This is a genomic window from Fusibacter paucivorans (assembly GCF_018390735.1).
Lineage (GTDB): Bacteria > Bacillota > Clostridia > Peptostreptococcales > Acidaminobacteraceae > Fusibacter > Fusibacter paucivorans.
Window position 1 is genome coordinate 77,683 of the sequence record NZ_JAHBCL010000014.1, and the last position, 23,256, is coordinate 100,938.

The following is a 23,256-nucleotide window of genomic DNA, read 5'->3' on the forward strand; positions in this document are numbered from 1 at the left end:
AAGTTTACTGACATGTAGAGGCATACAGGCGATTTGAAGCGCGGTTAAATCACTTTTATTTTAAAAATATTATGCACAGCCTATGCGGATCCGCGTCTTTCGCTTTCACGATACTGTGTCGGCGTCATGCCGTAATGGTTTTTAAACACGGCATAGAAATTGGACATGCTGTTAAAACCACATGCCATTGCAATTTCCAAAACTGTCATATCGGTTTCTTGCAAAGCCTGTGCCGCCGCCTCTAGCTGCTTTTCGCATACATAGGCTCGCGGTGATACATCGTAATGCATTTTAAAGTATTTGGCAACTGAACTGTCTATTCTCTTTAGATAGGCATCAATGGCAGAGTGATCTGTATAATGATCCTCTATAAACCGTTTAACTTCCCGAGTCAATGCTCTATTGGGATTATAGGCGATATGCGCCGCACCACAGCGCTTGCATGCACGGTAACCACTCGCTTCCGCTGCCTGCGGCGTTTCAAAGAAGACTATATTTTTCCGAAGTGGTATTTTGGATTTGCAGGAAGGGACACAATAAACGCGGGTACTCTTCACGCCATACCAAAAGACGCCGTCATATGCCGCATCGCGATTCACCACTGCTTCCCATTTATGATCGTCTGCCACCGATGCGTGTGCAATTTGATCTGATGGAACCAGATCACACTCGATCACGCGCTCTGAACAGTAACTTTTCAGTTTTTCCGGTGCAATAATTTTGATAAATCCCCGTTCTTTTTCAATCACGTGGACGCGAATCAGGAACGACAAATATTTACTCAAGTTCGTCCGGTTCAGTCCGACAAAGGACTGCAAATCCTTTGTGGAAAATTCAAATCGAACGTGACCCGTATTTTCAAAATAAGTATAGAGAAATGTCGCCACTTTCTCAAGACCGCTGTCAAAGGTTTGACTTTCCACTTCGTGCGTCAGCAGATGCACGAGCTGCCACGTATTTTTATAGAGTGCTTTGAAGAGCATTGGCGATTGGTCTAAGCTCTTTTCAAAATCCGTTTTCTTAATTTTTATCACAGTCACATCACTGGTCGCCGTATACTGCAACAAGTGTGTAACATGAACCGCCTCCGGAATCATATAGGGTATAATGCTGCCTTCTCCGTATAAAGCCAGCTGCTTTTCTCTGTCCTTTTGAACAATCGAGAGCTTCACGGTGCCCGTATTGAGATACATCATGCAGTCCCATGTCGTATGGGATTCAAAGATAATATCACCCGCTTTATAATGTAAAATATGATAGGACTGTTCAATAAAAACATCCCTAAACATTTCAAAATCTTTTGAAAAATAATACAACGGCGCTGACATCACAAACCTCCTCACAACACGAATCATTCTTTTATATGATAAACGACAAAACGCCTCTTTGAACGCATCCAAAGAGGTGTTGTCTTTTATTGCAATCTAACGGTTAGCCGTTAGCAGTTAGCAGTTAGCAGTTAGCAGTTAATCGTTGTCCCATAGTAACAAGCTGTCAGTACTTTTTTCATGTTTGCCGCATCAGTCTCTCTCGGATTGAAGAGGGTACATGGATCGAGTGCTGCTTCCTTCGATAACAGGTCTACGGTTTCAAGAAACAGCTTCTCATCCACACCCGCTTCCTGATAGGATGCCGGAATGCCCAATGTCTTGTTGAGCTCGCGGATAGCCGCTACCAGCGCGTTCACTTGCTGCTTGCGGGTCGCACCCTCTAAACCAAGCGCCTGCGCGAGATCGGCAAATCGTTCTTCTGCGGCAATGGTATTGTACTCAATAACGTATGGTAACATAATTGCGTTGCAGCGTCCATGGGTTATATTGTAAATAACGCCGACTTTATGCGCCAGTGAATGGACAATACCCAGCAACGCATTTGAGAAAGACATCCCCGCCAAATCTTGACCGATATGAACATTCCTTCTCGCCAGTTCATTGCCTTTATAAGAAGCGATTAAATTTTCAAATACCATCTGCAAGCCCTTAACCGCCAAAGTATCTGTTAAATCCGTATGTGCCGTTGCAACATAGGCTTCAACCGCATGTGTGATGGCATCCATCCCGGAATCGGCAATGAGTACCGGCGGCATTGAAAGTGCCAATTCTGTATCGACAATGGCGATGTCCGGCGTAATCTCAAAATCTGCGATCGGATACTTGATCTTTGTTGCATCATCCGTAATCACAGAAAAGGATGTCACTTCCGTTGCCGTTCCCGATGTCGTTCCAATGGCAACGAAGATCGCCTTTTCTCTTAGTTTCGGAAGGCTGTACGGCGTTTTAATATCTTCAAACGTGAGTTCAGGATTTTCATAGAATACCCACATCGCTTTTGCCGCATCAACAGGTGAACCGCCGCCCAATGCGACAATCACATCCGGCTCATAAGCTCGCATGGCTTCTGCCCCTCTGTAAACGGTTGAAATCAGCGGATTGCTCTCTACTTTGTCAAATACTTTCACGGCAATTCCCTGTGCCTTGAGAATCCCCGTCAATTTTTCAAGGCTTGCATTTTCAATCATAAAATTGCTGCCCGTGACGATCATCGCCTTTTGATAACCTTTTAATACTTTTAATTCTTCCATGGCGTTTTTGCCATAATAAACGTCTCTTGGGATTGTAAAACGTGCCATAATCTCATTTCCTCATCTTTCTCTGTGTCATTTTCTCTTTGCATGATGAACTGCCTTACATCAAATCTTTTACGGAAGTTGAAGCCTTATACTGCCAATTGCACAGTATTCGTTATGCTTCTAACACGACCAATCAACTGCGCATCAACAAAGCTTAATAAAATGATACCGATTTTTTTGAGCTGCCGCGTCCACAATCCACATTTTTAATTTTAGTATTTATGTCCTTTTAAGTACACTAGCCAAAGCCTCAAACCGTATTCAGAAACTGGATGAGCTGCTGCTGATCGTTTATAAAATCTAATTACAATTTTTTAAAAAAAGACTGGGACAATTCGAAATTAATTGTCCCAGATGTTTAGATTGCCATTATGCCAAATTGCCTTTTGTAGGCTTATTTACAAGCACAATAATCAAATTAATAAAGTAAATAGAACACATTTACAATCCAGTACTACTTGATCACGTCCATTAAATGATAAATAATCACGGCAGCTTGTTCTCTCGTCAACGGTGCATCCGGTGCAAAACTGCCATCCGGCATTCCAGATATTAAACCAAGTTGTACAGCTGTTTTGACATAATTGAGTGCCTCGTTGTCAATGCTTGCTTCGTCCGTAAAAGGTTTAACTGCATTTAATGCCCGTAACGAACCGACGCGAGAATCATAAGCCTTTATTGCCGCTACGATCATATCCTGTCTTGATATTGCCGTATTGGGATTAAATAAGCCGTCACTTGCTGCATCGATAAGCCCAAGGCTGTAAGCCGCCTCTACATAAGGCGTAAACCAATCCTGCGCACTACAATCTTTATAGGTTCCTTTATATGCCATTGGCTGTGTATCAATCACTTTTGTCAAAAGTACAATAAACTGTGCTTTTGTCAGCGTATCAGTAGGTTTATACATCTTTTCGAAGCCGTTGATAATATTTTTCGACGCCATCACTTCAATATAATCCTTTGCCCAGCTGCCTTCTACATCTTTAAAAGTGATGTTGTTTTCATATAGGTTAAAGTAGTAATACGGTATCGGTTCGTGGAGTGCTACTGTAATACCGCCATCTTTATACATCCCGCCAATGCTTCTCAAGGTATTTTTCCCATTTGCATCGGAGTAGACTTGCACTTTGCGAAGATCAATATCTTTTAAATCTGCATCGTTGGGATAGAAAGTAAGCGTTGGCCGATTATTGAATGGGCCCGCGATCAAATCATGCTCTGATAGATAAACTCTAACATCATAGGATGAAACAAGTGCCATCTCTTCCGTGATCGCATCCGGATATGTTTCATTCATAAAGTCTTCTATCTCTTGTTTTGAATAGGTCGCAAGGTCATTTTTGATGTGAATAGACAGATCACGAGTTGTCTTTTCCATCTCTGCAATGGCTGCGCTGTCAAAGTCGAATTTTACATAGTCTGTTTTAATCGAAAATACTTTACCGAATTCTGCAAACAACTTAATATTATCATAAATCATGACATTGCCATCAATATTGCCATCATACTCAAAAATAATTGCCTGCTCCGGTCTCTCCATAAGAGCATGAAAATCGATATTGTCTGTAACGAACGGTAAACGACTTACTTTTACGACATATGGCGCTGCCTTTGCTGGTTCATCAGTTATTATAGGCTCATCAACCGCTGCTGGCTCATCGGTTTCTGCTGGCTCGACAGTCTCATTTGGATCATTGACAAATGCGATATTCTTTGCCGTCAACACCATGTCGCCATCATGGAAGCTGAAGATCATATCATAGATGCCCGAATTTAAATCTTCAAAATGTAGGGGATTATTGCTTCGTCCAAAGCGTGCTTCCAAAGCAATATTGCCGTTTTCATCAATATACTGATAATCACAACCGCCGCCAGGACCCATGACAAAGAATTCGTTGATGGGCACATCATCGCCAAAACAAATATCAAAGAGCGCTTCAAAGGATGGTCTCTCTGGCATTAAAACATTTGGCGTTTTTGCTTTTAAATAGTATGCCGCATCAAAGTGATAGTCACCCTTTAATGACATATTAATTCCCGTGTTCCCCATCACATTTACTACACCGACATGATCAATGATTAAGTCCGGCGTATAATAAATCTTGGTCGTTTGACCGCTGCTTACCGTCACACCTGCATCTAAGCCATTTTCAAACATAATCATCGCCATGTCATCCATAACATGCATTTTCGGTCCAATGACGATTTCAGTTTCTGAAAGCTCTGACGTATTAAACCGCAGCTCATTATCCCCTATCGTAAGCGTCATCTCCTGTGAAAGGCAGTAAACGATGCGATCATTTTCCGTTTTTATCAAAACAGTGGCATTCCCCGCTTTGTTCAGCTCACCGGGTTCTCCATAACTGCCATCTGCATTCATATATCTAACCATCATATCTTTCGTGACGAGTTCCTGCCCATCTAAGTATACCGTTAGTGATACATCTTCCGCTGCAAATGCCGCGGATATTGTCAATACAATGCATAGTGAAATAAATAATGCGATCTTTTTCATAAAATTCCCTCCTTCATATTTTTCTTTCACCTAATTTTTTGAGTTCTACATTTACTTCTGCGACTGTCTGCATTTTCGATATTGCGTGAATAATGACGGCATCCCTTATAAAGCGAGGATATAATTTTCCCTTATCAGACAAATTAAGCAGCCTTTGCGTTTCCTCTAGTGAAAATTGCTTTTCAATCGCCAATTTAATAAGCTCATCTCGCTCATCAACGAACAAGAACACACCTAAGTATTCACAAATATCGTTGCTTTTTTCTTTTCGTTTGCTATTTACTCGTTCATTCATATAAAAAACCTCCTTATAAATCCAATTATAAGGAGGTTGCAACTCAAGTCGGTTAGCTCACTGCTAACAATTTAACAATCTGATAAAAAAATCATACCGCCTGCCGCTTGTTAGTCTTGACGAATTTCAATGCGATCATCAATGGTATTGGGGTCAATCTTAGTATCTTTTATGACAATCGCAGTGATAGAATCCATTTGATTGATAAAAGAAATGTCTTTCACTGGGTTATTGCCGATATTTAGTTCTTTCAGTTTTTCAAGCGCCTTTATAGCCTCGCAATTGGTAATATTATTGTATTGGAGATTAAGTGTTTCAAGGTTATAGAGCGGCAGTAGGAATTCGAGTTCTTCGATATTGATATGTTTTGCAATCAGCATTTTTAAATGGATATTATCAGATAAAAACGACAGATCCCGACACAGTGTATCTGAAATATCCAGTTCACCAATTGTATCAAGCGCCGCGACGGTACTAAAATCCGACACGGGATTCCCGCCAATTTCGAGGGTATAAAGTGATTTCATATTCTGTAATGCCGAAATATCCGATATATTGTTATCGTTAAGGAATAAATGAACAAGCCGAAGATTTTCGATTGAGGATAAATCAGAAATATTTTGTTTGACGAGCTGTAACGTGTGTAGATTTTGCATATGACTAAAATCTTCAAGTGTCTCGATGGATCCCCTTTCAGCATAAACTTGTCCATTTACGCTATAACGGGTCACATAATTGCCAGGATTACTTTCCCATGTTAATTCATCATCGTCCTTGATGATTTGTTCACCCCATATGTTTATCGCCGTAATGCGATTTAAGTCTTCATAAGTGATTTCATCAACCTCTTTGTCCAACTGATCGCTGACCGCTTCCGCAACAATTTCGGAATTAAAATGATAGATGTCTGCTGTCCCAAAGGGATTATAGAGTAGAATCCCTGCCACCAGCAATACCAATATTCCCGCAAAACCGGCAATATACTTTTTTCGCTGATTTTTTATCTTCTTCAGCAAACAAAGCATATCAATGATTTCATCAACACTTTGAAAGCGTTGATCCGGATCGACTTCGATACACTTCAAGATGATTTTCTTTAAAGGCTTACCAACCGTCATCTGCGATTGATTGATCACTTCATTCATCGTAATACCAAGCGAATAGATATCGGTTCTTTGATCGGTCTGTTTAAAACCATACTGCTCCGGCGCCGCATAGCCGTGAGTCCCTAAAAGCATCGTATCTGATGACTTATTTTCGTTAAATTGTCTGGCACTGCCAAAGTCAATGAGTTTGACATCACCATTGTCATTGACCATGATGTTTTCAGGCTTGATATCTTTATGAATAATAGCAGGTATTTGAGCATGAATATAGCTTAAAACACGGCATGTCTTCAGAAAAAGATCAAGCAGTTTCTTTTCAGTGAAGTGCTCATCTTCACTAATATATGTATTCAATGTCTTTCCGTTAATAAATTCTTCAATAATAATTGTACGGTCATGATCTGTTTCAATATCAATGATCTTTGGAATACCGGGATGATCTAATTTTGATAAAAATTCATATTCCTTTGCCTGATAGATCGAATGATATATTTTTAGAACATACTTCGTCTTTAAAACTTTATGAACAATCAGATAGGTTGTGCTGTTATCCGTATGGGCGATACACTCGCTTAAATCATATTTACTTTTCATTTCGGACGGTATCCTTGCGTTTTCAATATCCTCGTCTAACTGACTTCTATAAAACGCTTTAAATCCCTTCATGTTTATCCCCTATGTACATATTATTTCTGCGTCTTCTTCTTCCAGCAAGATTTCAGCTTCAACAAGACTCATCTTATTGCTGATTGCATAAATAATAATCGCATCGCGCTTCAGTTTACTATAAAGCTCCTTCATTCTAGAAATTTTCAGCAATTGCTGTGTTTCATCAAGATCAAGGCCGAGTCCAAATGCCAACTGAATAACCTTATTTCTTGAAGGCTTTCGCTTGCCGCTTAATAAATGATAAAAATAGACTCTATTAAGACTGCTTTTTTCAATAACATCCTTATTGTCAAGATCCTTTTCAACAATAATGTCCATCAGTATCGTATGAAACGGCTTATGAATAAACTCTTTATCATTATCTGAAATATAACCCTTGATGTCAGTTGTTTGAATGATTGCATTGGTCAGTTCACCTGTACTTTTGGCTTTTTTCATCACGCACCCTTCCTCGAATCGCGTTTAGTCAGAATATTCACTTATCATTATATAGTTATTTCAGTATGACAGCAATACCTTTAGCCACTGGCAACGGATAGCATTAAACGTGCATTTTATGATTTTGCCGCCACATTCTACTGATCAAGCATTATTTAATGTGTTCCATTACTATTCAACTTGAAGCAACTACGCTAAATGAGGGGAGTGTGCCTGAATTTCAAGCACTCTCCCCCCATCATACTTTTATTCTTAGTCTGTCAGCACTTAATCCCGAGGTGGATATGTCCCTTCATACGCAATACAGTACTCAAGGGAAAAACTCGGCATGACATTATCATGTGCGCTCGATTCACCTGCAGCATCGATTGCAGCTTCCCCCATTTCAGCATAATTATCATACTCATCATAATATGATTTAAACACTCTCGATCCATTATAATCCGCTTTTGCTAACATGTAATTTGAATCGCAAAGATTTTCGTTTGCATCTTCAGGAATTACCCTCAAGCTGTGTGTATGTTTTGGCATTTCTGAGGTGTTGATCCTTACTTTTTCAGTTCCGCCTGTTAAACCAATCTTAAAGTCATCATTTCGGTGTATCACGATACGCTCTGTAATATTAGGAACGTTAAATTCTACATGCTCTTTTCCGCCAAACTGAACATCAATAACGCCATATAACGACGAATATTTGTTAATCCCAAATGATTTTCCGTTACATCTCAGCCACCCTTTCGGAACGTGATAGTACGAAAAAACACGAACTTCGCCTATAAATTGATCCATCAACACTGCATCGCTGCCTGCATCGCTTTCCGTTGAGGTTTCTTCATTTACACAAATAATATAACCAATACTCGTAAATGGCTGTAGATTCGTGTGCGGTCTGCCGTCCCCCATTCTTGATATTGTCAGTGGTGACATTTCCACACGCTTCTCCGATGACTTCGCATCCAAATAGAGATTAATATCTGAGTCTGCAATCAGATGATTAAAGGGCATTTCTTCGGTTGCCTTTCGTGAACTCACATAAAATTTATGCGTATGCTTTGGCAGGTGCTGTGGGCTTAATCGTACACTGGTCTCTCCCTTTTTTTCACCTAACTGATACGTGGATAGTCCTGTCCCCGTCCCCTTGTGAACAGGCACTCTGCCTCTCAGATCCGGAAGCGCAAAGGTTGTATCGCTAATACTGCCATAAGTGGTACCAATTAGATCGTACAAGGCTTCGTGTTTCTTTTTTGATAACATCTGTCCATCACAAAATTCCCAATTCTTAGGTGCATACGTTCCAGCAAAAATTTTAATTTCGCCTACACGACTATTTTGATTACTTTTAGACATTGGTGCCTCCTTCATCATTGTTATCCGGCTCCCATTCCGGGTATGTTCCTTCATAGGCAATACAGAAATTCAAAGCTAAACACGGCTGGATATTGTTATGGGCTTGATTGCTGCCGATGTTGCCAATCGTATCGGCGTTTATACTTCGTCTTTCTACATTACTCCCATACATCAATATAGATGCTTTATTATTTCTAGCAATCCCAAAATAATTTTTTTCAGGTATCCCATTATTGGCATCCTCATTGCACGCCATAAGTCTATGCGTGTGTTTCGGCATGTTCGCTATGGAGAGCTTAACCGTTTCCTGCCCCCAAGAAGTGCCCATCCAGCGATCTAAACTGGCGCCATTAACCGCCCGTCCCCTCAAATCCGGCAATCGAAAGGTGTTCATGCCATCACCGCCATATGTTATACCAATGAATCTAAATAGTGTCATATAATCACTAATTAGAAGTGTTTGTCCATCGCAGCTTAACCAGCCATCAGGCACTTTGCCATAACTAAATATTTTTATTTCACCAATGTATTGGCCCATTTTTTATATCCTCCTTGTTAAAAATAGCTTTGTTATTCAAATATGTTATCCGAACGCATTATACGCGGCATTTATTTATTATGATGCTTCGCATACTTGCCTTTATACGCAATGCAATACTGAAGTGACAAGCACGGCATGACATTATCATGTGCGACAGACTCACCCGTAACAGTGATTGACTGATCACTCATTTCGACATAATTGGTTTTGGTATCACAAAAGGCCACCAAAGCTCTGCTCCCAGGTTTATTCGCTGTTGCGATCATCCTTGTAAAACTACTCCTTGTTTCATTTGCCATGTCATCAATAACCATCAAACCATGGGTATGCTTTGGCATTTCAGAGATGCCAATCTGAACCTTTTCACTGCCGCCCATCTTGCCCAGTGCGAAATCGGGATTGTTGTGTATCGGGATACGTTTATTGAGATTAGGCAATCCAAAATTATGAGCTGGCGCAACGCCCCCAAAAGTTTGTCCCAAAATGGAGGACAACTGAAAATAATCATACTCATTCAAAATCTTGCCATCACAGGCCAACCAGCCCTCTGGTACAAAACCAAATGGAAAAGCCCTAACTTCCCCGATAAATTGGCTCATGGGCATATCATCTTCAACACCTTCACTGTCAACGGTATCTTCTTTGACGCAGATAATGAAATTCAGGCTCGTATATGGCTGCATATTATCATGATATTGATCACCACCTGTTGCTATAACCGTATCTGCCGCCATGGCCAAAACTTTTTCCGATGGATCAAATTCTTTAAAGAGATTAAATGGCGGTTCTGAAATCGTATTGCCTTCTGGCACTGTAACCTCCGACTCCTCACTGCTTATCATTAACATATGGGTATGTTCTGGGAGCTGTGCTTCTGTCAGTTGAACTGCCAATGCACCTTTTTTATCACCCAGTTTAAATACCGTGCTTTCTTTACTGGTTCCCATGTGAATGGGGACTCTCCCACGCAAATCCGGCAATGCAAAAGTTTTCGTCCCATCCCCGCCATAAGTTGTCCCGATTAAGTCATATAGTGCTTGATAATCTGAGATTGATAATGTCTGCCCATTACAGCATTCCCAGTTTTCAGGTACATGTACATTGGCATATAGCCTAATCTCTCCTACATAACCATTAAGCACTGACATCGTCGCCTCCTTCATTCTTAACAATTGATGCACGTTTTGGCACATCACCTGTCGTCGCAATGCAAATATTTAACGCTAAATACGGCTGCATATTATCATGTGCCTGACCGCTTCCCACAACCTCAATCGATTCGGGGCTCAGTTTAACATCCATAGTGGTGTTATGATACATATTAATCTCTGACTGCAGTTCATTAACGATTCCAAAATAACAGCCTATTGGCTTGTTTTTATTGCCTTTTGCATTACACCCCCACAGCTCATGGCTGTGTTTCGGCAGATTCGTCACGTCAAGTGCAATACGCTCACTCCCACGCGACGCCCCTCGTGGATGGCCTGATCCAACCCCTTCAATCGCTCTTCCCATGAGATTTGGGACCGCGAAAGTCGTCGTACCATTGCCGCCATAAGTTGTCCCTAGCAAGCCATACAAATCTTGGTAGTCTTTAATGTTTAGAATCTGTCCATTGCAACTTAGCCAGCCATCAGGTGCTGTGCCAAAACCAAACATCCGAATTTCGCCTAAATAATATTGATGCATAACATTATTTCCTCCTTCCTACGATTGCCATTGCCTATTACTTCAAACATATAGAAAACCGCTGCAAAAAACATGTGCCAAAAGTACTATATCGCATACATGATGTGACTTTCGGCACATGCTTTTAAAAATAAAACTTTTTATAATAGAGGTAACAATTATAAAATAATGGCACACTATGCCTAAATGAGGAAATGGCATCATTCAAATTTCCTTAAATATCATTATTCAAAGGAGTAAATCAAATGGCGAGAGTAATACATATGATTCGAAGGCGACAATCATTTTTAATCAAAATGATCCTTTTCATCATCACGGCGACACTCATAACGGCACCTGCCCATATTTCAGTTGCCGCCACAGACATTGAGGGGCACTGGGCGGAACAGTCTATAAACAAGTGGCTGGATGAAGGTATTGTTTCCGGTTACGCAGACGGCTCATTTCAACCGGATGCCCCAATGACTAAAGCTGAATTTATTACCGTTCTCAACCACATTTATGGTTTCTATGAGGCAACAGCAGAAAACTACAGCGATGTCGATGAAAATGACTGGTTTTATGCACAGACAGCGATTGCCAAGAACAGCCCTTATATGGCTTGGTGCATAGAAAATACTTTGGGCCCAAATGAAAAGATCACAAGGCAAGAAGTCAGCGCAATGCTCGCTTCTATCCAAGTCTTAAAGGCTTCCGATGATTTTGGCTATCTCAGCCAATTCACCGATCATCAAATGATACCGGAATGGAGCAAACCTTATTTAGACGCTTGCGTTGCCAACGGCTATCTCTCAGGCTACCCTGACAAATGCCTGCATCCAACAGACTTTATCACGCGTGCAGAAGTCATGACTGTTCTGGATAAAACCACGGGACATCTGATTCATCAAAATGGAACCTATTGTGCCGATCATGGCGTTAAAACTTATGACGGCAACCTCACCATTAATACTGAAAGCGCCTCGCTTGAAAACATGCTGATAAAGGGAAATCTCATTTTGGCAGCTGGAATCGGACAAGGCGATGTGAATCTTAATAATATCACCGTTGAAGGCAAGACCATTATCAACGGTGGGGGCGATCATTCCATTACATTTACCAACAGCCATCTTGGCGAATTACTCGTTTATAAACAGGATGGCCGCATTCATGTCGTTTCCGCCGGCAGTACCGTTGGCAACACCATTTTGATGTCAAGCGCATCCCTTTTATCTGGCAGTGACTCGCAATTGGGCCCAGTCCAAATTATTGGGCAAGCACGTACGGTTACACTAGAAGGGAACTACGATCAGGTTTCTCTCGAAGCACCTGTAGATGTTAAGCTCTCTGAGGGAACTGTAATCGAAGCACTCGCTGTTTCATCCGGCGGAGATAATAGTCATATTGACGTAGGAACCCAAAGCAGTATTGGTGAAGTTACATTTGATGCACCTGCAAATATTATCGGGGAAGGCTCTATCGAAAACGCCGTGGTTAATGTCAATGGTGTTACAATTGAACAAAAAGTTGATAAACTAACCGTCGCCGATCATGTAAACGATTTTGCATCTAATACGGCTTCAACGAGTCGCTCAGAAAGAAACACTTCAAATGACAATAATTCAAGTGATACAACGGCACCTAGCGGTTATCAAGTATTTATAGATCAATCTGTTATCAATAGCAGCAACGCGAGTACACTGTCATTTCATTTTGAGCAAGCTGAAATCAATGCCGGCTATACTTATACATTATCAAATACGCTTGATGAAACTGTCATTTCAGGCAGCGGCACCATAACAAGTGCTGATCAGCAAGTCGCTGCTGTCGATATCAGCTCACTTTCTGACGGAACCATTTCACTAAGTGTACAACTAACTGATGCAAGCGGAAACGCGGGAAATGCTTCTACGGATACCGTGATCAAAGACGTTGCAGCACCGACAGGTTATACCGCAGCTTTTGATCTTGTCAGCATCAATGACAACGCCAAGGATGACATCAGCTTTACCTTAAACAGTGCTGAAGTTGGCGCAACATGCGCCTATACCATCGACAGCGATGGCGGCGGCACGGCGATTACCGGCAATCTGCCTGTCACTGATGCCAATCAGCAGATCAGCGGCATTGATGTCAGTACACTTTCAGATGGGACTTTAACGCTTTCAGTTATCCTGACTGATCCCGCCCTCAATACTGGGACTGCGACAACAGACACGGCGAAAAAAGATACCGTTCCACCAAGTGGTTACAGTATCGTCATTGGCGAAGCATACATGAATAACGCCAATCAAAACGCATTAGCCTTCACTTTTAGCGGTGCAGAGATTGGCGCACAATATGAGTACACCCTCGTCAGCGATGGTGGTACGGGAACGATCACTGATACGGGTACCCTTACAAGCAGTGACCAGCAAGTTTCCGGTATTGATACCAGCACGCTTTCTGACGGCCAGTTGACACTTTCCGTTAAACTCACCGATCCATTCGGCAACGTCGGCAGTGATGTCAATGATACCGTCCTAAAAGATGTTGCAGCGCCGGCTGGTTATACCGCAGCTTTCGATCTTACCGTCATTAACAACAATACCAAAGATGACATCAGCTTTACCCTAAACAGTGCGGAAGTCGGCGCAACATGCGCCTACACCATCGGCAGCGATGGCGGCGGCACGGCAATCACCGGTAATCTGCCTGTCACTGACGCCAATCAGCAGATCAGCGGCATTGATGTCAGTTCACTGCCGGACGGCACGTTGACCCTTTCTGTCATCCTGACTGATCCTGCTCTCAATGCTGGGGCAACGGCAACGGATACAGTATCGAAAGATACCGTCGCACCAAATGGTTACAGCATTGCGATTGATCAGACACAGATCAATTCGAGTAACAAAACGGCTCTAGCTTTCACCTTTAGCAGTGCTGAAATCGGCACGCAGTTTGACTATGCCATCATCAGTGACGGCGGCATAGAAACGGTTACAGATTCCGGTACGATTACGAGCACCGATCAGCAAATCACACCAATTGATCTCAGTTCGCTTTCTGACGGAACGTTAACCCTTTCCGTCACACTGACCGATAGCGCCTCAAATACGGGAAGCACCTCAACGGATACGGTTATCAAAGATACGATAGCGCCTATCGGTTACAGTGTTGTGATTGGCGAAGCATACATGAATAACGCCAATCAAAACGCATTAGCCTTCACTTTTAGCGGTGCAGAGATTGGCGCACAGTACGAATACACCCTCATCAGCGATGGTGGTGTGGGAACGATCACCGATACGGGTACCCTTACAAGCAGTGACCAGCAAGTTTCCGGTATTGATACCAGCACGCTTTCTGACGGCCAGTTGACACTTTCCGTTAAACTCACCGATTCTTTCGGCAACGTCGGCAGTGATGTCAATGATACCGTCATTAAAGATATTGCACCACCGGCTGGTTATACCGCAGCTTTCGATCTTACCGTCATTAACAACAATACCAAAGATGACATCAGCTTTACCCTAAACAGTGCGGAAGTCGGCGCAACATGCGCCTACACCATCGGCAGCGATGGCGGCGGCACGGCAATCACCGGTAATCTGCCTGTCACTGACGCCAATCAGCAGATCAGCGGCATTGATGTCAGTTCACTGCCGGACGGCACGTTGACCCTTTCTGTCATCCTGACTGATCCTGCTCTCAATGCTGGGGCAACGGCAACGGATACAGTATCGAAAGATACCGTCGCACCAAATGGTTACAGCATTGCGATTGGTCAGACCCAGATCAATTCGAGTAACAAAACGGCTCTAGCTTTCACCTTTAGCAGTGCTGAAATCGGCACGCAGTTTGACTATGCCATCATCAGTGACGGCGGCATAGAAACGGTTATAGATTCCGGTACGATTACAAGCACCGATCAGCAAATCACACCAATTGATCTCAGTTCGCTTTCTGACGGAACGTTAACCCTTTCCGTCACACTAACCGATAGCGCCTCAAATACGGGAAGCACCTCAACGGATACGGTTATCAAAGATACGATGGCGCCTAGCGGATACAGTGTTGCGATTGGCGAAACATACATGAATAACGCCAATCAAAACGCATTAGCCTTTACCTTTGCCAGCGCAGAAGTCGGGACACATTATGAATACACGATTATCAGTGACGGCGGTACTGGCAGCATCAGCAACACCGGTACCATTACAAGCACGGATCAACTGATATCAAATATCGATGTCAGCTCCCTGCCGGATGGGATATTGACCCTATCTGCCAAGCTCACCGATACTGCATTAAATGTAGGGGTGCTCACATCGGATACGGTCTCAAAAGATACGGAAATCCCTAGCGGTTACAGTATCTCAATTGATCCTGCACAAATCAGCGCAAGCAATCAAGCAGCATTTGCTTTCACCTTTAGCGATGCTGAAATCGGTACGCAGTTTGACTATTCGATCGTCAGTGACGGCGGCACAGAAACGGTTACAGGTTCCGGTACCGTTACGAGTGCTAATCAGCAAATTTCTGCGATCGATGTCAGTTCGCTTTCTGACGGAACGTTAACCCTTTCCGTCACACTAACTGATAGCGCCTCAAATACGGGGAGCGCTTCAACGGATACGGTTATCAAAGATACGATAGCCCCTAGCAGTTACAGTGTTGTGATTAGCGAATCCTATATGAATCATGCCAATCAAAACGCATTAACTTTCACTTTTAGCGGTGCAGAACTTGGCGCACAATATGAATACACCCTCATCAGCGATGGCGGTACTGGAACGATCACCGATACGGGTACCCTTACAAGCAGTGACCAGCAAGTCTCCGGTATTGATACCAGCACGCTTTCCGACGGCCAGTTGACGCTTTCCGTTAGACTCACCGATCCATTCGGCAACGTCGGCAGTGACGTCAATGATACTGTCATTAAAGACATTGCAGCACCGACAGGCTATAACGCAGCTTTCGATCTTGCCAGCATCAATGACAACGCCAAAGATAACCTCAGTTTTACCTTAAACAGTGCGGAAGTCGGCGCAACATGCGCCTATACCATCGACAGCGATGGCGGCGGCACGGCGATTACCGGCAATCTGCCTGTCACTGATGCCAATCAGCAGATCAGCGGCATTGATGTCAGTACACTTTCCGATGGGACCTTGACGCTTTCTGTCATCCTGACTGATCCCGCCCTCAATACTGGGACAGCGACAACGGACACGGCGATAAAAGATACGATGGCACCTAGCGGTTACAGTGTTGTGATTGGCGAAGCATACATGAATAACGCCAATCAAAACGCATTAGCCTTCACTTTTAGCGGTGCAGAGATTGGCGCACAGTACGAATACACCCTCATCAGCGATGGTGGTGTGGGAACGATCACAGATACCGGTACCCTTACAAGCAGTGACCAGCAAGTCTCAGGTATTAATACCAGCACGCTTTCTGACGGTCAGTTGACGCTTTCCGTTAGACTCACCGATCCATTCGGCAACGTCGGCAGTGACGTCAATGATACTGTCATTAAAGACGTTGCAGCACCGACAGGTTATACCGCAGCTTTTGATCTTGCCAGCATCAATGACAACGCCAAAGATGACATCAGTTTTACCCTAAACAGTGCTGAAGTCGGCGCAACATGCGCCTACACCATCAGCAGCGATGGCGGCGGCACCGCGATCACCGGCAATCTAACTGTCACTGATGCCAATCAACAGATCAGCGGTATTGATGTCAGCACGCTTTCAGATGGGACTTTGACGCTTTCAGTTATCCTGACTGATCCTGCTCTGAATGCGGGAACTGCGACAACAGACACGGCGATAAAAGATACCGTTCCACCAAACGGTTATAGTCTCTCGATTGATCCTGCACAAATCAGCGCAAGCAATCAAGCGGCATTTGCTTTCACCTTTAGCAATGCTGAAATCGGCACACAATTTGACTATTCTATCGGCAGTGACGGCGGCACAGAAGCGGTTACGGGGTCCGGTACCGTTACGAGTGCCAATCAGCAAATTTCAGCGATCGATGTCAGTTCGCTTTCCGACGGAACGTTAACCCTTTCCGTCACACTGACCGATAGCGCCTCAAATACGGGAAGCACCTCAACGGATACGGTTATCAAAGATACGATAGCGCCTAGCGGTTACAGTGTTGTGATTGGCGAAGCATACATGAATAACGCCAATCAAAACGCATTAGCCTTCACTTTTAGCGGTGCAGAGATTGGCGCACAGTACGAATACACCCTCATCAGCGATGGTGGTATGGGAACGATCACCGATACGGGTACCCTTACAAGCAGTGACCAGCAAGTTTCCGGTATTGATACCAGCACGCTTTCTGACGGCCAGTTGACACTTTCCGTTAAACTCACTGATTCTTTCGGCAACGTCGGCAGTGATGTCAATGATACCGTCCTAAAAGATGTTGCAGCGCCGGCTGGTTATACCGCAGCTTTCGATCTTACCGTCATTAACAACAATACCAAAGATGACATCAGCTTTACCCTAAACAGTGCGGAAGTCGGCGCAACATGTGCCTACAGCATCAGCAGCGATGGCGGCGGCACGGCAATCACCGGCAATCTAACTATCACCGACGCCAATCAGCAGATCAGCGGCATTGATGTCAGTTCACTGCCAGACGGCACGTTGACCCTTTCTGTCATTCTGACTGATCCTGCCCTCAATGCTGGGGCAGCGACCACTGATACAGCGGTGAAAGATACAGCTCCACCAAGTGGTTACAGTATCGCCATTGATCAGACACAAATCAATGTGGATAACCAAAGTGCACTGTCTTTTACCTTTAGCAGTGCGGATATTGGTGCAGAATATACTTACACCATCACTAGCGACGGCAATGCAGGCGCCAGTTCAGTCACCAATACAGGTATTATCACCAGCAGCGACCAGCAACTTACCAATATAGATGTCGCTGGCCTTCCAGATGGTCTCTTGACAGTCTCTGCAATACTGACTGACGATGCCTTAAATAGTGGTGTCGCATCAACAGACACTATTAACAAAGATACCACTGCACCAGTTGGATATAGTGCTGCAATTGACAATACCCAGATCAATATAGACAGTCAAACCACCTTGTCATTTACTTTTGACAGTGCTGAGGTTAGTACACAATACGCTTATACCGTCAGCAGTGATGGCGGTGGTGGCACCATCACCAATACGGGTGCCGTTACCGATGCTAATCAGCAAATTGACAATATCGATGTCAGCACGCTGCCGGATGGGCTCTTAACCCTCTCTGTCAACCTCACCGACGTCTTTAATAATACAGGCAGCAATACAGAGGATACAGTCATAAAAGACACGGTTGCACCGGTCGGCTACAGTGTTGCGATTGATCTCATCCGCGTTGACGCATCCAACGAAACTAATTTGTCCTTCACATTAACTGGTGCCGAAGTCGGTGCAGCGTGTGCCTATACCATCAGCAGCGATGGGGGCGGTACACCTGTTACCGGTAATGTCCCTATTACAGATGCAAACCAACAGATCACGGGGATCAACGTCAGCACCATTTCAGACGGCACCTTAACCCTTTCGGTTGTAATCACCGATACTGCCTTAAATGACGGCCTATCCACGTCGGACACTGTTATCAAAGATACGACAGCACCTGTCGGCTATGGTCTTTCAATTGACAATGCACAAATCAACAACAGTAATCAAACATTACTATCCTTTACCTTTAGCGATGCGGAGATTGGCACCCAGTATACCTACACCATTACCAGTGACGGCGGTGTCGGTTCTGTAACGGATACAGGTACAATTTCTGCTGTCGATCAACAAATTTCAGGCGTTGATGTTACCGCTTTGCCAGACGGTACTTTAACACTCTCAGCTATACTCACGGATACTTTTAACAATGCTGGCGGCAATACCGAAGCGACTGTTCTAAAAGATGTTGTCGCGCCATCAGGCTACAGCGCAACCTTTGACGAGGCCTATGTAAATCATGACCATTATCAAAATACTGCCTTTTCACTCAGCGATGCAGAAATTGGCGCAACATGTTTCTACACCATCGACAGTGATGGCAGCATACCTGTCACCGGTAATGTCCTCGTCACCAGTACCAATCAGCAAATTTCAAGTCTTGATGTCAGTGGCTTATTTGACGGCACACTAACACTAGCCGTCTTCTTAAGCGATACAGCTCAAAACGACGGCAGTACCATAACGGATACCACTGAAAAGGATACGGTGATGCCTAGCGGCCATACAGTTGCAATTGATGAGGCCCAAATTAATACAGGGAATCAAGATGCCTTCTCCTTCACTTTCACAAGCGCAGAAGTCGGTACACAATATGCCTATACCATCACCAGTGATGGCGGTGCCGGAACCGTTACAGGCACTGATGTGGTTGTGAGTGCCAATCAGCAGATAGCAGGGATTGACGTCACTGCTTTGCCGGACGGCCTTCTAGCCCTTTCCGTCACACTGACTGATGATGCTCTTAACACCAGCACGGCTGTTTCAGATCAGGTTACGAAAGATACGACCATACCGAGCGGTTATAGCGCTGCTTTTGATACACCTGTCAATGCAGACAATCAAACGAACATTGCATTCACTTTCACAAATGCCGAGGTAGGCACACAATACGAATACACCATCGTCAGTGATGGCGGCGGTGGCACCATTACCGATACGGGCACGGTTACCAGTACCGGTCAACAAATCACCGGGATCAACGTCAGCACACTGCCTGACGGTATCTTAACACTTGCCGTTAAACTGAGCGACACATTCGGCAATATTGGCAGCAACGTTACCAATACGACTCAGAAAGACGTTATCGCACCTGCCGGCTACGCCGTGAACATTGATCTTCCGAGCATTGATGTCACTAACCACACGAATTTCACCTTTACATTAAGCAGTGCTGAAATTGGCACGACCTGCCTCTACACCGTCAGCAGCAGTGGCGGCGGAACAGATGTCACCGGCAATATAACAGTATCAAATGCAACGGAGCAAATTTCCGGTATTGACGTCAGTTCGCTGCCGGATGGTGATTTAACCTTATCTGTCATACTCAGAGATCCCGCTCAAAATGACGGAACAATAACATCGGATATTGTTACAAAAGACACGACTGCACCTAGTGGTTACAGCGTTGCCATTGACCCTACAGCCATTAATATCGGCAACCAAAATACACTGTCCTTCACCTTTGCAAGTGCTGAGGTCGGCACACAGTATACCTATACCATCACCAGTGACGGCGGTGCAGGAACCGTTACAAATACTGGAATGATCGCAACGGCCACCGATCAGTTGACAAGTATTGACGTCAGTGCTTTGCCGGATGGGATATTAACCCTTTCCGTTACACTCACCGATGCTTCCGGCAACGTCGGCAGTGAGGCAACAGATACTATTCTGAAGGATATCGTCGCGCCGTCCGGCTATGGTATCAATATTGACCTTGCCTATGTAAATCTCAATAATGAGACAGCATTTGCTTTCACCTTCGATCATGCAGAAGTTGGCGCAACCTGCTTCTATACCATCAGCAGCAGTGGCGGCGGTACACCTGTCACAGGCAACGCACTGATCACAAGCAGCGATCAGCAAATGACAAATCTTGATGTGAGTGGTCTATCTGATGGCACATTAACACTATCCGTCTTCTTAAGCGATACAGCTCAAAACGACGGCAGCGCCATAACGGATACCGCTGAAAAGGATACGGCGATGCCTAGCGGCCATACAGTTGCAATTGATGAGGCCCAAATTAATACGGGGAATCAAGATGCCTTCTCCTTCACTTTCACAAGCGCAGAAGTCGGTACACAATATGCCTATACCATCACCAGTGACGGCGGTGCCGGAACGGTTACAGACACTGGTGCGGTTACGAGTGCTAATCAGCAGATAGCAGGGATTGACGTCACTGCTTTGCCGGACGGCCTTCTAGCCCTTTCCGTCACACTGACTGATAATGCTCTTAACACCAGCACGGCTGTTTCAGATCAGGTTACGAAAGATACGACCATACCGAGCGGTTATAGCGCTGCTTTTGATGCACCTGTCAATGCAGACAATCAAACGAACATTGCATTCACTTTCACAAATGCCGAGGTAGGTACACAATACGAATACACCATCGTCAGTGATACCGGCGGCGGCACCATTACCGATACGGGCACGGTTACCAGTACCGGTCAACAAATCACCGGGATCAACGTCAGCACACTGCCTGACGGCATCTTAACACTTGCCGTTAAACTGAGCGACACATTCGGCAATATCGGCAGCAACGTTACCAATACGACTCAGAAAGACGTTATCGCACCTGTCGGTTATGGTGTATCGATCGACCTTGCGAATGTCGATGATACAAATCATACAAATTTCACCTTTACACTCAATGGTGCCGAAGTCGGCGCAACTTGTGCCTACGCCATCAGCAGTGATGGCGGCGGAACAGATGTCACCGGCAACACACTGATCACAAACAGCGATCAGCAGATCAGCGGCATCAATGTCAGCACTTTGCCAGACGGTATTCTGACACTCGACATCGCTCTGAAAGATACTGCCTTAAACACTGGGAATACGATAACGGACACCATCACGAAAGATGCAGAGCCACCATCTGGTTACAGTATTCAATTTGATCAAAATTACGTTAACAACACCAATAAAAATGCTGTTTCCTTAAGCTTTGCCAGTGCTGAAATTGGAGCTACTTATACCTATACGATTATCAGTGACAGCGGTGTTGAGACCATTACAGATTCCGGAACCATTACTGCCGAAGATCAACAAGTTGCTTCGATTGATGTCTCAACCCTTTCAGACGGAACATTGACCGTTACAGCAGCACTCACCGATGCGGTTGGCCACGTCGGCAGTGATGTCACGGCCAATGTCGATAAAGATGTCGTATTGCCAACAGGCTATGGCGTCAGCATTGATCAAACCCGTATCAATACAACTAATCTCAATCAGTTTAGCTTTGCGCTAAACAATGCAGAACTTGGAACGACCTGTCACTATGCGATCAGCAGTGACGGCGGTGGTACAGATATCACTGACAGCATGACCATTACCAGTGAAAATCAACAAACATCAAATATTGATGTCAGTACACTGCCGGATGGTACTTTGACCCTTTCAGTGACCCTCACGGATGCCGCATTAAACGAAGGTGCGCTGAGCACAGATACCGTTGTAAAAGATACAACTGCCCCAGGCGGTTACAGCGTTTCATTTTATCAAAGCAATATTCATCCGCAGAACCGCAGCGCCATCGCGTTTGACTTTACAAGTGCCGAGGTCGGTACAACGTATGCATACACAGTGTCCAGCAGTCAAGGCGGAACACCTATCACCGGTACCGGAACTGTTTCAGCATCAAGTGAGCGAATTGGAAGCATTGATACCAGTGGTTTATCAGATGGTACCATTACAATAAGCTATTTCTTAACCGATCAAGATAACAACATCGGTAATCCGGTTACCGATACCATCCGTAAATCGCCTTATGCTGACATCGAAGTCATCGGATACGACATTTTCTATAATGCCGACGAAACACCATCCAATGTTCCAGGGAACGGCATTTATACTTACAATGGTATGGAGAACGGAAAGCCAAGTTACATTTTCGTCAAATCCGAAGATGATACCTATCTCATTCATTGGTACGACAGTGGATGGGGTTATGAATGGAATATCACCAATATCTCCGAAGGATCAGATTATATTTACTATTTCAATCAGACAGTTAATCCAACACCGCCAACCGGCAACTGGCATTATACAACGGCAGAATCAACAACAGACCCAGACCTGACCGTCACGGTTGTTGAGCCATAGCCTCCTGGCTAATACACATTAAAAACACAAAGCCCCCTAAGTGCTTTCTGAGCAGTTGCTCATGCTTGATGCACACTTAGGGGGCTTTTCCTTTATTAATGATTAATGATTTGTGTGTTATTCGTAACCATCTGTGGAGATGCCTTGTCACGTCCTCTGCTAGGCCATTCTTCTGTAC

At 44.2% G+C, this 23,256-nt stretch carries 11 protein-coding genes; 1 reads left to right on the forward strand and 10 read right to left on the reverse strand.

Annotation, left to right across the window (positions count from 1 at the left end):
• Window positions 1-80: 80 nt before the first annotated feature.
• From KHM83_RS09540 to KHM83_RS09585, 10 genes are all read right to left on the reverse strand, one after another.
• Window positions 81-1,328 (reverse strand): Ada metal-binding domain-containing protein, encoded by a 1,248-nt coding sequence (locus KHM83_RS09540; protein ID WP_213236781.1) that lies wholly within the window; start codon window positions 1,326-1,328, stop codon window positions 81-83.
• A 131-nt stretch (window positions 1,329-1,459) separates the two neighbouring features.
• Window positions 1,460-2,629, reverse strand: a complete 1,170-nt coding sequence (locus tag KHM83_RS09545) for an iron-containing alcohol dehydrogenase (protein WP_213236782.1) — start codon at window positions 2,627-2,629, stop codon at window positions 1,460-1,462.
• Between the two features lie 454 nt (window positions 2,630-3,083).
• Window positions 3,084-5,147, reverse strand: a complete 2,064-nt coding sequence (locus tag KHM83_RS09550) for an S-layer homology domain-containing protein (RefSeq protein WP_213236783.1) — start codon at window positions 5,145-5,147, stop codon at window positions 3,084-3,086.
• Between the two features lie 13 nt (window positions 5,148-5,160).
• The gene (locus KHM83_RS09555) at window positions 5,161-5,442 is read right to left on the reverse strand and encodes a hypothetical protein (RefSeq protein WP_213236784.1); all 282 of its coding nucleotides are present in this window, start codon (window positions 5,440-5,442) and stop codon (window positions 5,161-5,163) included.
• A 110-nt stretch (window positions 5,443-5,552) separates the two neighbouring features.
• On the reverse strand, window positions 5,553-7,214 hold the full coding sequence (locus tag KHM83_RS09560; RefSeq protein ID WP_213236785.1) for a protein kinase domain-containing protein: 1,662 nt from the start codon (window positions 7,212-7,214) through the stop codon (window positions 5,553-5,555).
• A 9-nt stretch (window positions 7,215-7,223) separates the two neighbouring features.
• Window positions 7,224-7,655 (reverse strand): XRE family transcriptional regulator, encoded by a 432-nt coding sequence (locus KHM83_RS09565; RefSeq protein ID WP_213236786.1) that lies wholly within the window; start codon window positions 7,653-7,655, stop codon window positions 7,224-7,226.
• A 267-nt stretch (window positions 7,656-7,922) separates the two neighbouring features.
• Window positions 7,923-9,002, reverse strand: a complete 1,080-nt coding sequence (locus KHM83_RS09570) for a phage tail protein (RefSeq protein WP_213236787.1) — start codon at window positions 9,000-9,002, stop codon at window positions 7,923-7,925.
• Complete coding sequence (locus KHM83_RS09575; protein ID WP_213236788.1) at window positions 8,995-9,540, reverse strand: phage tail protein; 546 nt, start codon at window positions 9,538-9,540, stop codon at window positions 8,995-8,997. The genes KHM83_RS09570 and KHM83_RS09575 overlap by 8 nt, the downstream gene beginning before the upstream one ends.
• 71 nt (window positions 9,541-9,611) lie before the next feature.
• Window positions 9,612-10,691: a phage tail protein gene (locus KHM83_RS09580; RefSeq protein ID WP_213236789.1), complete on the reverse strand. Its 1,080-nt coding sequence runs from the start codon at window positions 10,689-10,691 to the stop codon at window positions 9,612-9,614.
• On the reverse strand, window positions 10,678-11,232 hold the full coding sequence (locus KHM83_RS09585) for a phage tail protein (protein WP_213236790.1): 555 nt from the start codon (window positions 11,230-11,232) through the stop codon (window positions 10,678-10,680). Before KHM83_RS09585 ends, KHM83_RS09580 begins: the two co-directional genes overlap by 14 nt.
• A gap of 245 nt (window positions 11,233-11,477) precedes the next feature.
• Between KHM83_RS09585 and KHM83_RS09590 the strand changes: the two genes are divergently transcribed.
• On the forward strand, window positions 11,478-23,078 hold the full coding sequence (locus KHM83_RS09590) for an S-layer homology domain-containing protein (RefSeq protein WP_213236791.1): 11,601 nt from the start codon (window positions 11,478-11,480) through the stop codon (window positions 23,076-23,078).
• The last annotated feature ends 178 nt before the right edge of the window (window positions 23,079-23,256 follow it).

Excerpts from the sequence above, each read along its gene's own strand:
- KHM83_RS09560 (WP_213236785.1), bottom strand. The coding sequence starts at position 7,214 with ATGAAGGGATTTAAAGCGTTTTATAGAAGTCAGTTAGACGAGGATATT.
- KHM83_RS09555 (WP_213236784.1), bottom strand. The coding sequence starts at position 5,442 with ATGAATGAACGAGTAAATAGCAAACGAAAAGAAAAAAGCAACGATATT.
- KHM83_RS09540 (WP_213236781.1), bottom strand. The coding sequence starts at position 1,328 with ATGTCAGCGCCGTTGTATTATTTTTCAAAAGATTTTGAAATGTTTAGG.
- KHM83_RS09550 (WP_213236783.1), bottom strand. The coding sequence starts at position 5,147 with ATGAAAAAGATCGCATTATTTATTTCACTATGCATTGTATTGACAATA.
- KHM83_RS09565 (WP_213236786.1), bottom strand. The coding sequence starts at position 7,655 with ATGAAAAAAGCCAAAAGTACAGGTGAACTGACCAATGCAATCATTCAA.
- KHM83_RS09545 (WP_213236782.1), bottom strand. The coding sequence starts at position 2,629 with ATGGCACGTTTTACAATCCCAAGAGACGTTTATTATGGCAAAAACGCC.
- KHM83_RS09590 (WP_213236791.1), top strand. The coding sequence starts at position 11,478 with ATGGCGAGAGTAATACATATGATTCGAAGGCGACAATCATTTTTAATC.
- KHM83_RS09585 (WP_213236790.1), bottom strand. The coding sequence starts at position 11,232 with ATGCATCAATATTATTTAGGCGAAATTCGGATGTTTGGTTTTGGCACA.
- KHM83_RS09570 (WP_213236787.1), bottom strand. The coding sequence starts at position 9,002 with ATGTCTAAAAGTAATCAAAATAGTCGTGTAGGCGAAATTAAAATTTTT.
- KHM83_RS09575 (WP_213236788.1), bottom strand. The coding sequence starts at position 9,540 with ATGGGCCAATACATTGGTGAAATAAAAATATTTAGTTATGGCAAAGTG.
- KHM83_RS09580 (WP_213236789.1), bottom strand. The coding sequence starts at position 10,691 with ATGTCAGTGCTTAATGGTTATGTAGGAGAGATTAGGCTATATGCCAAT.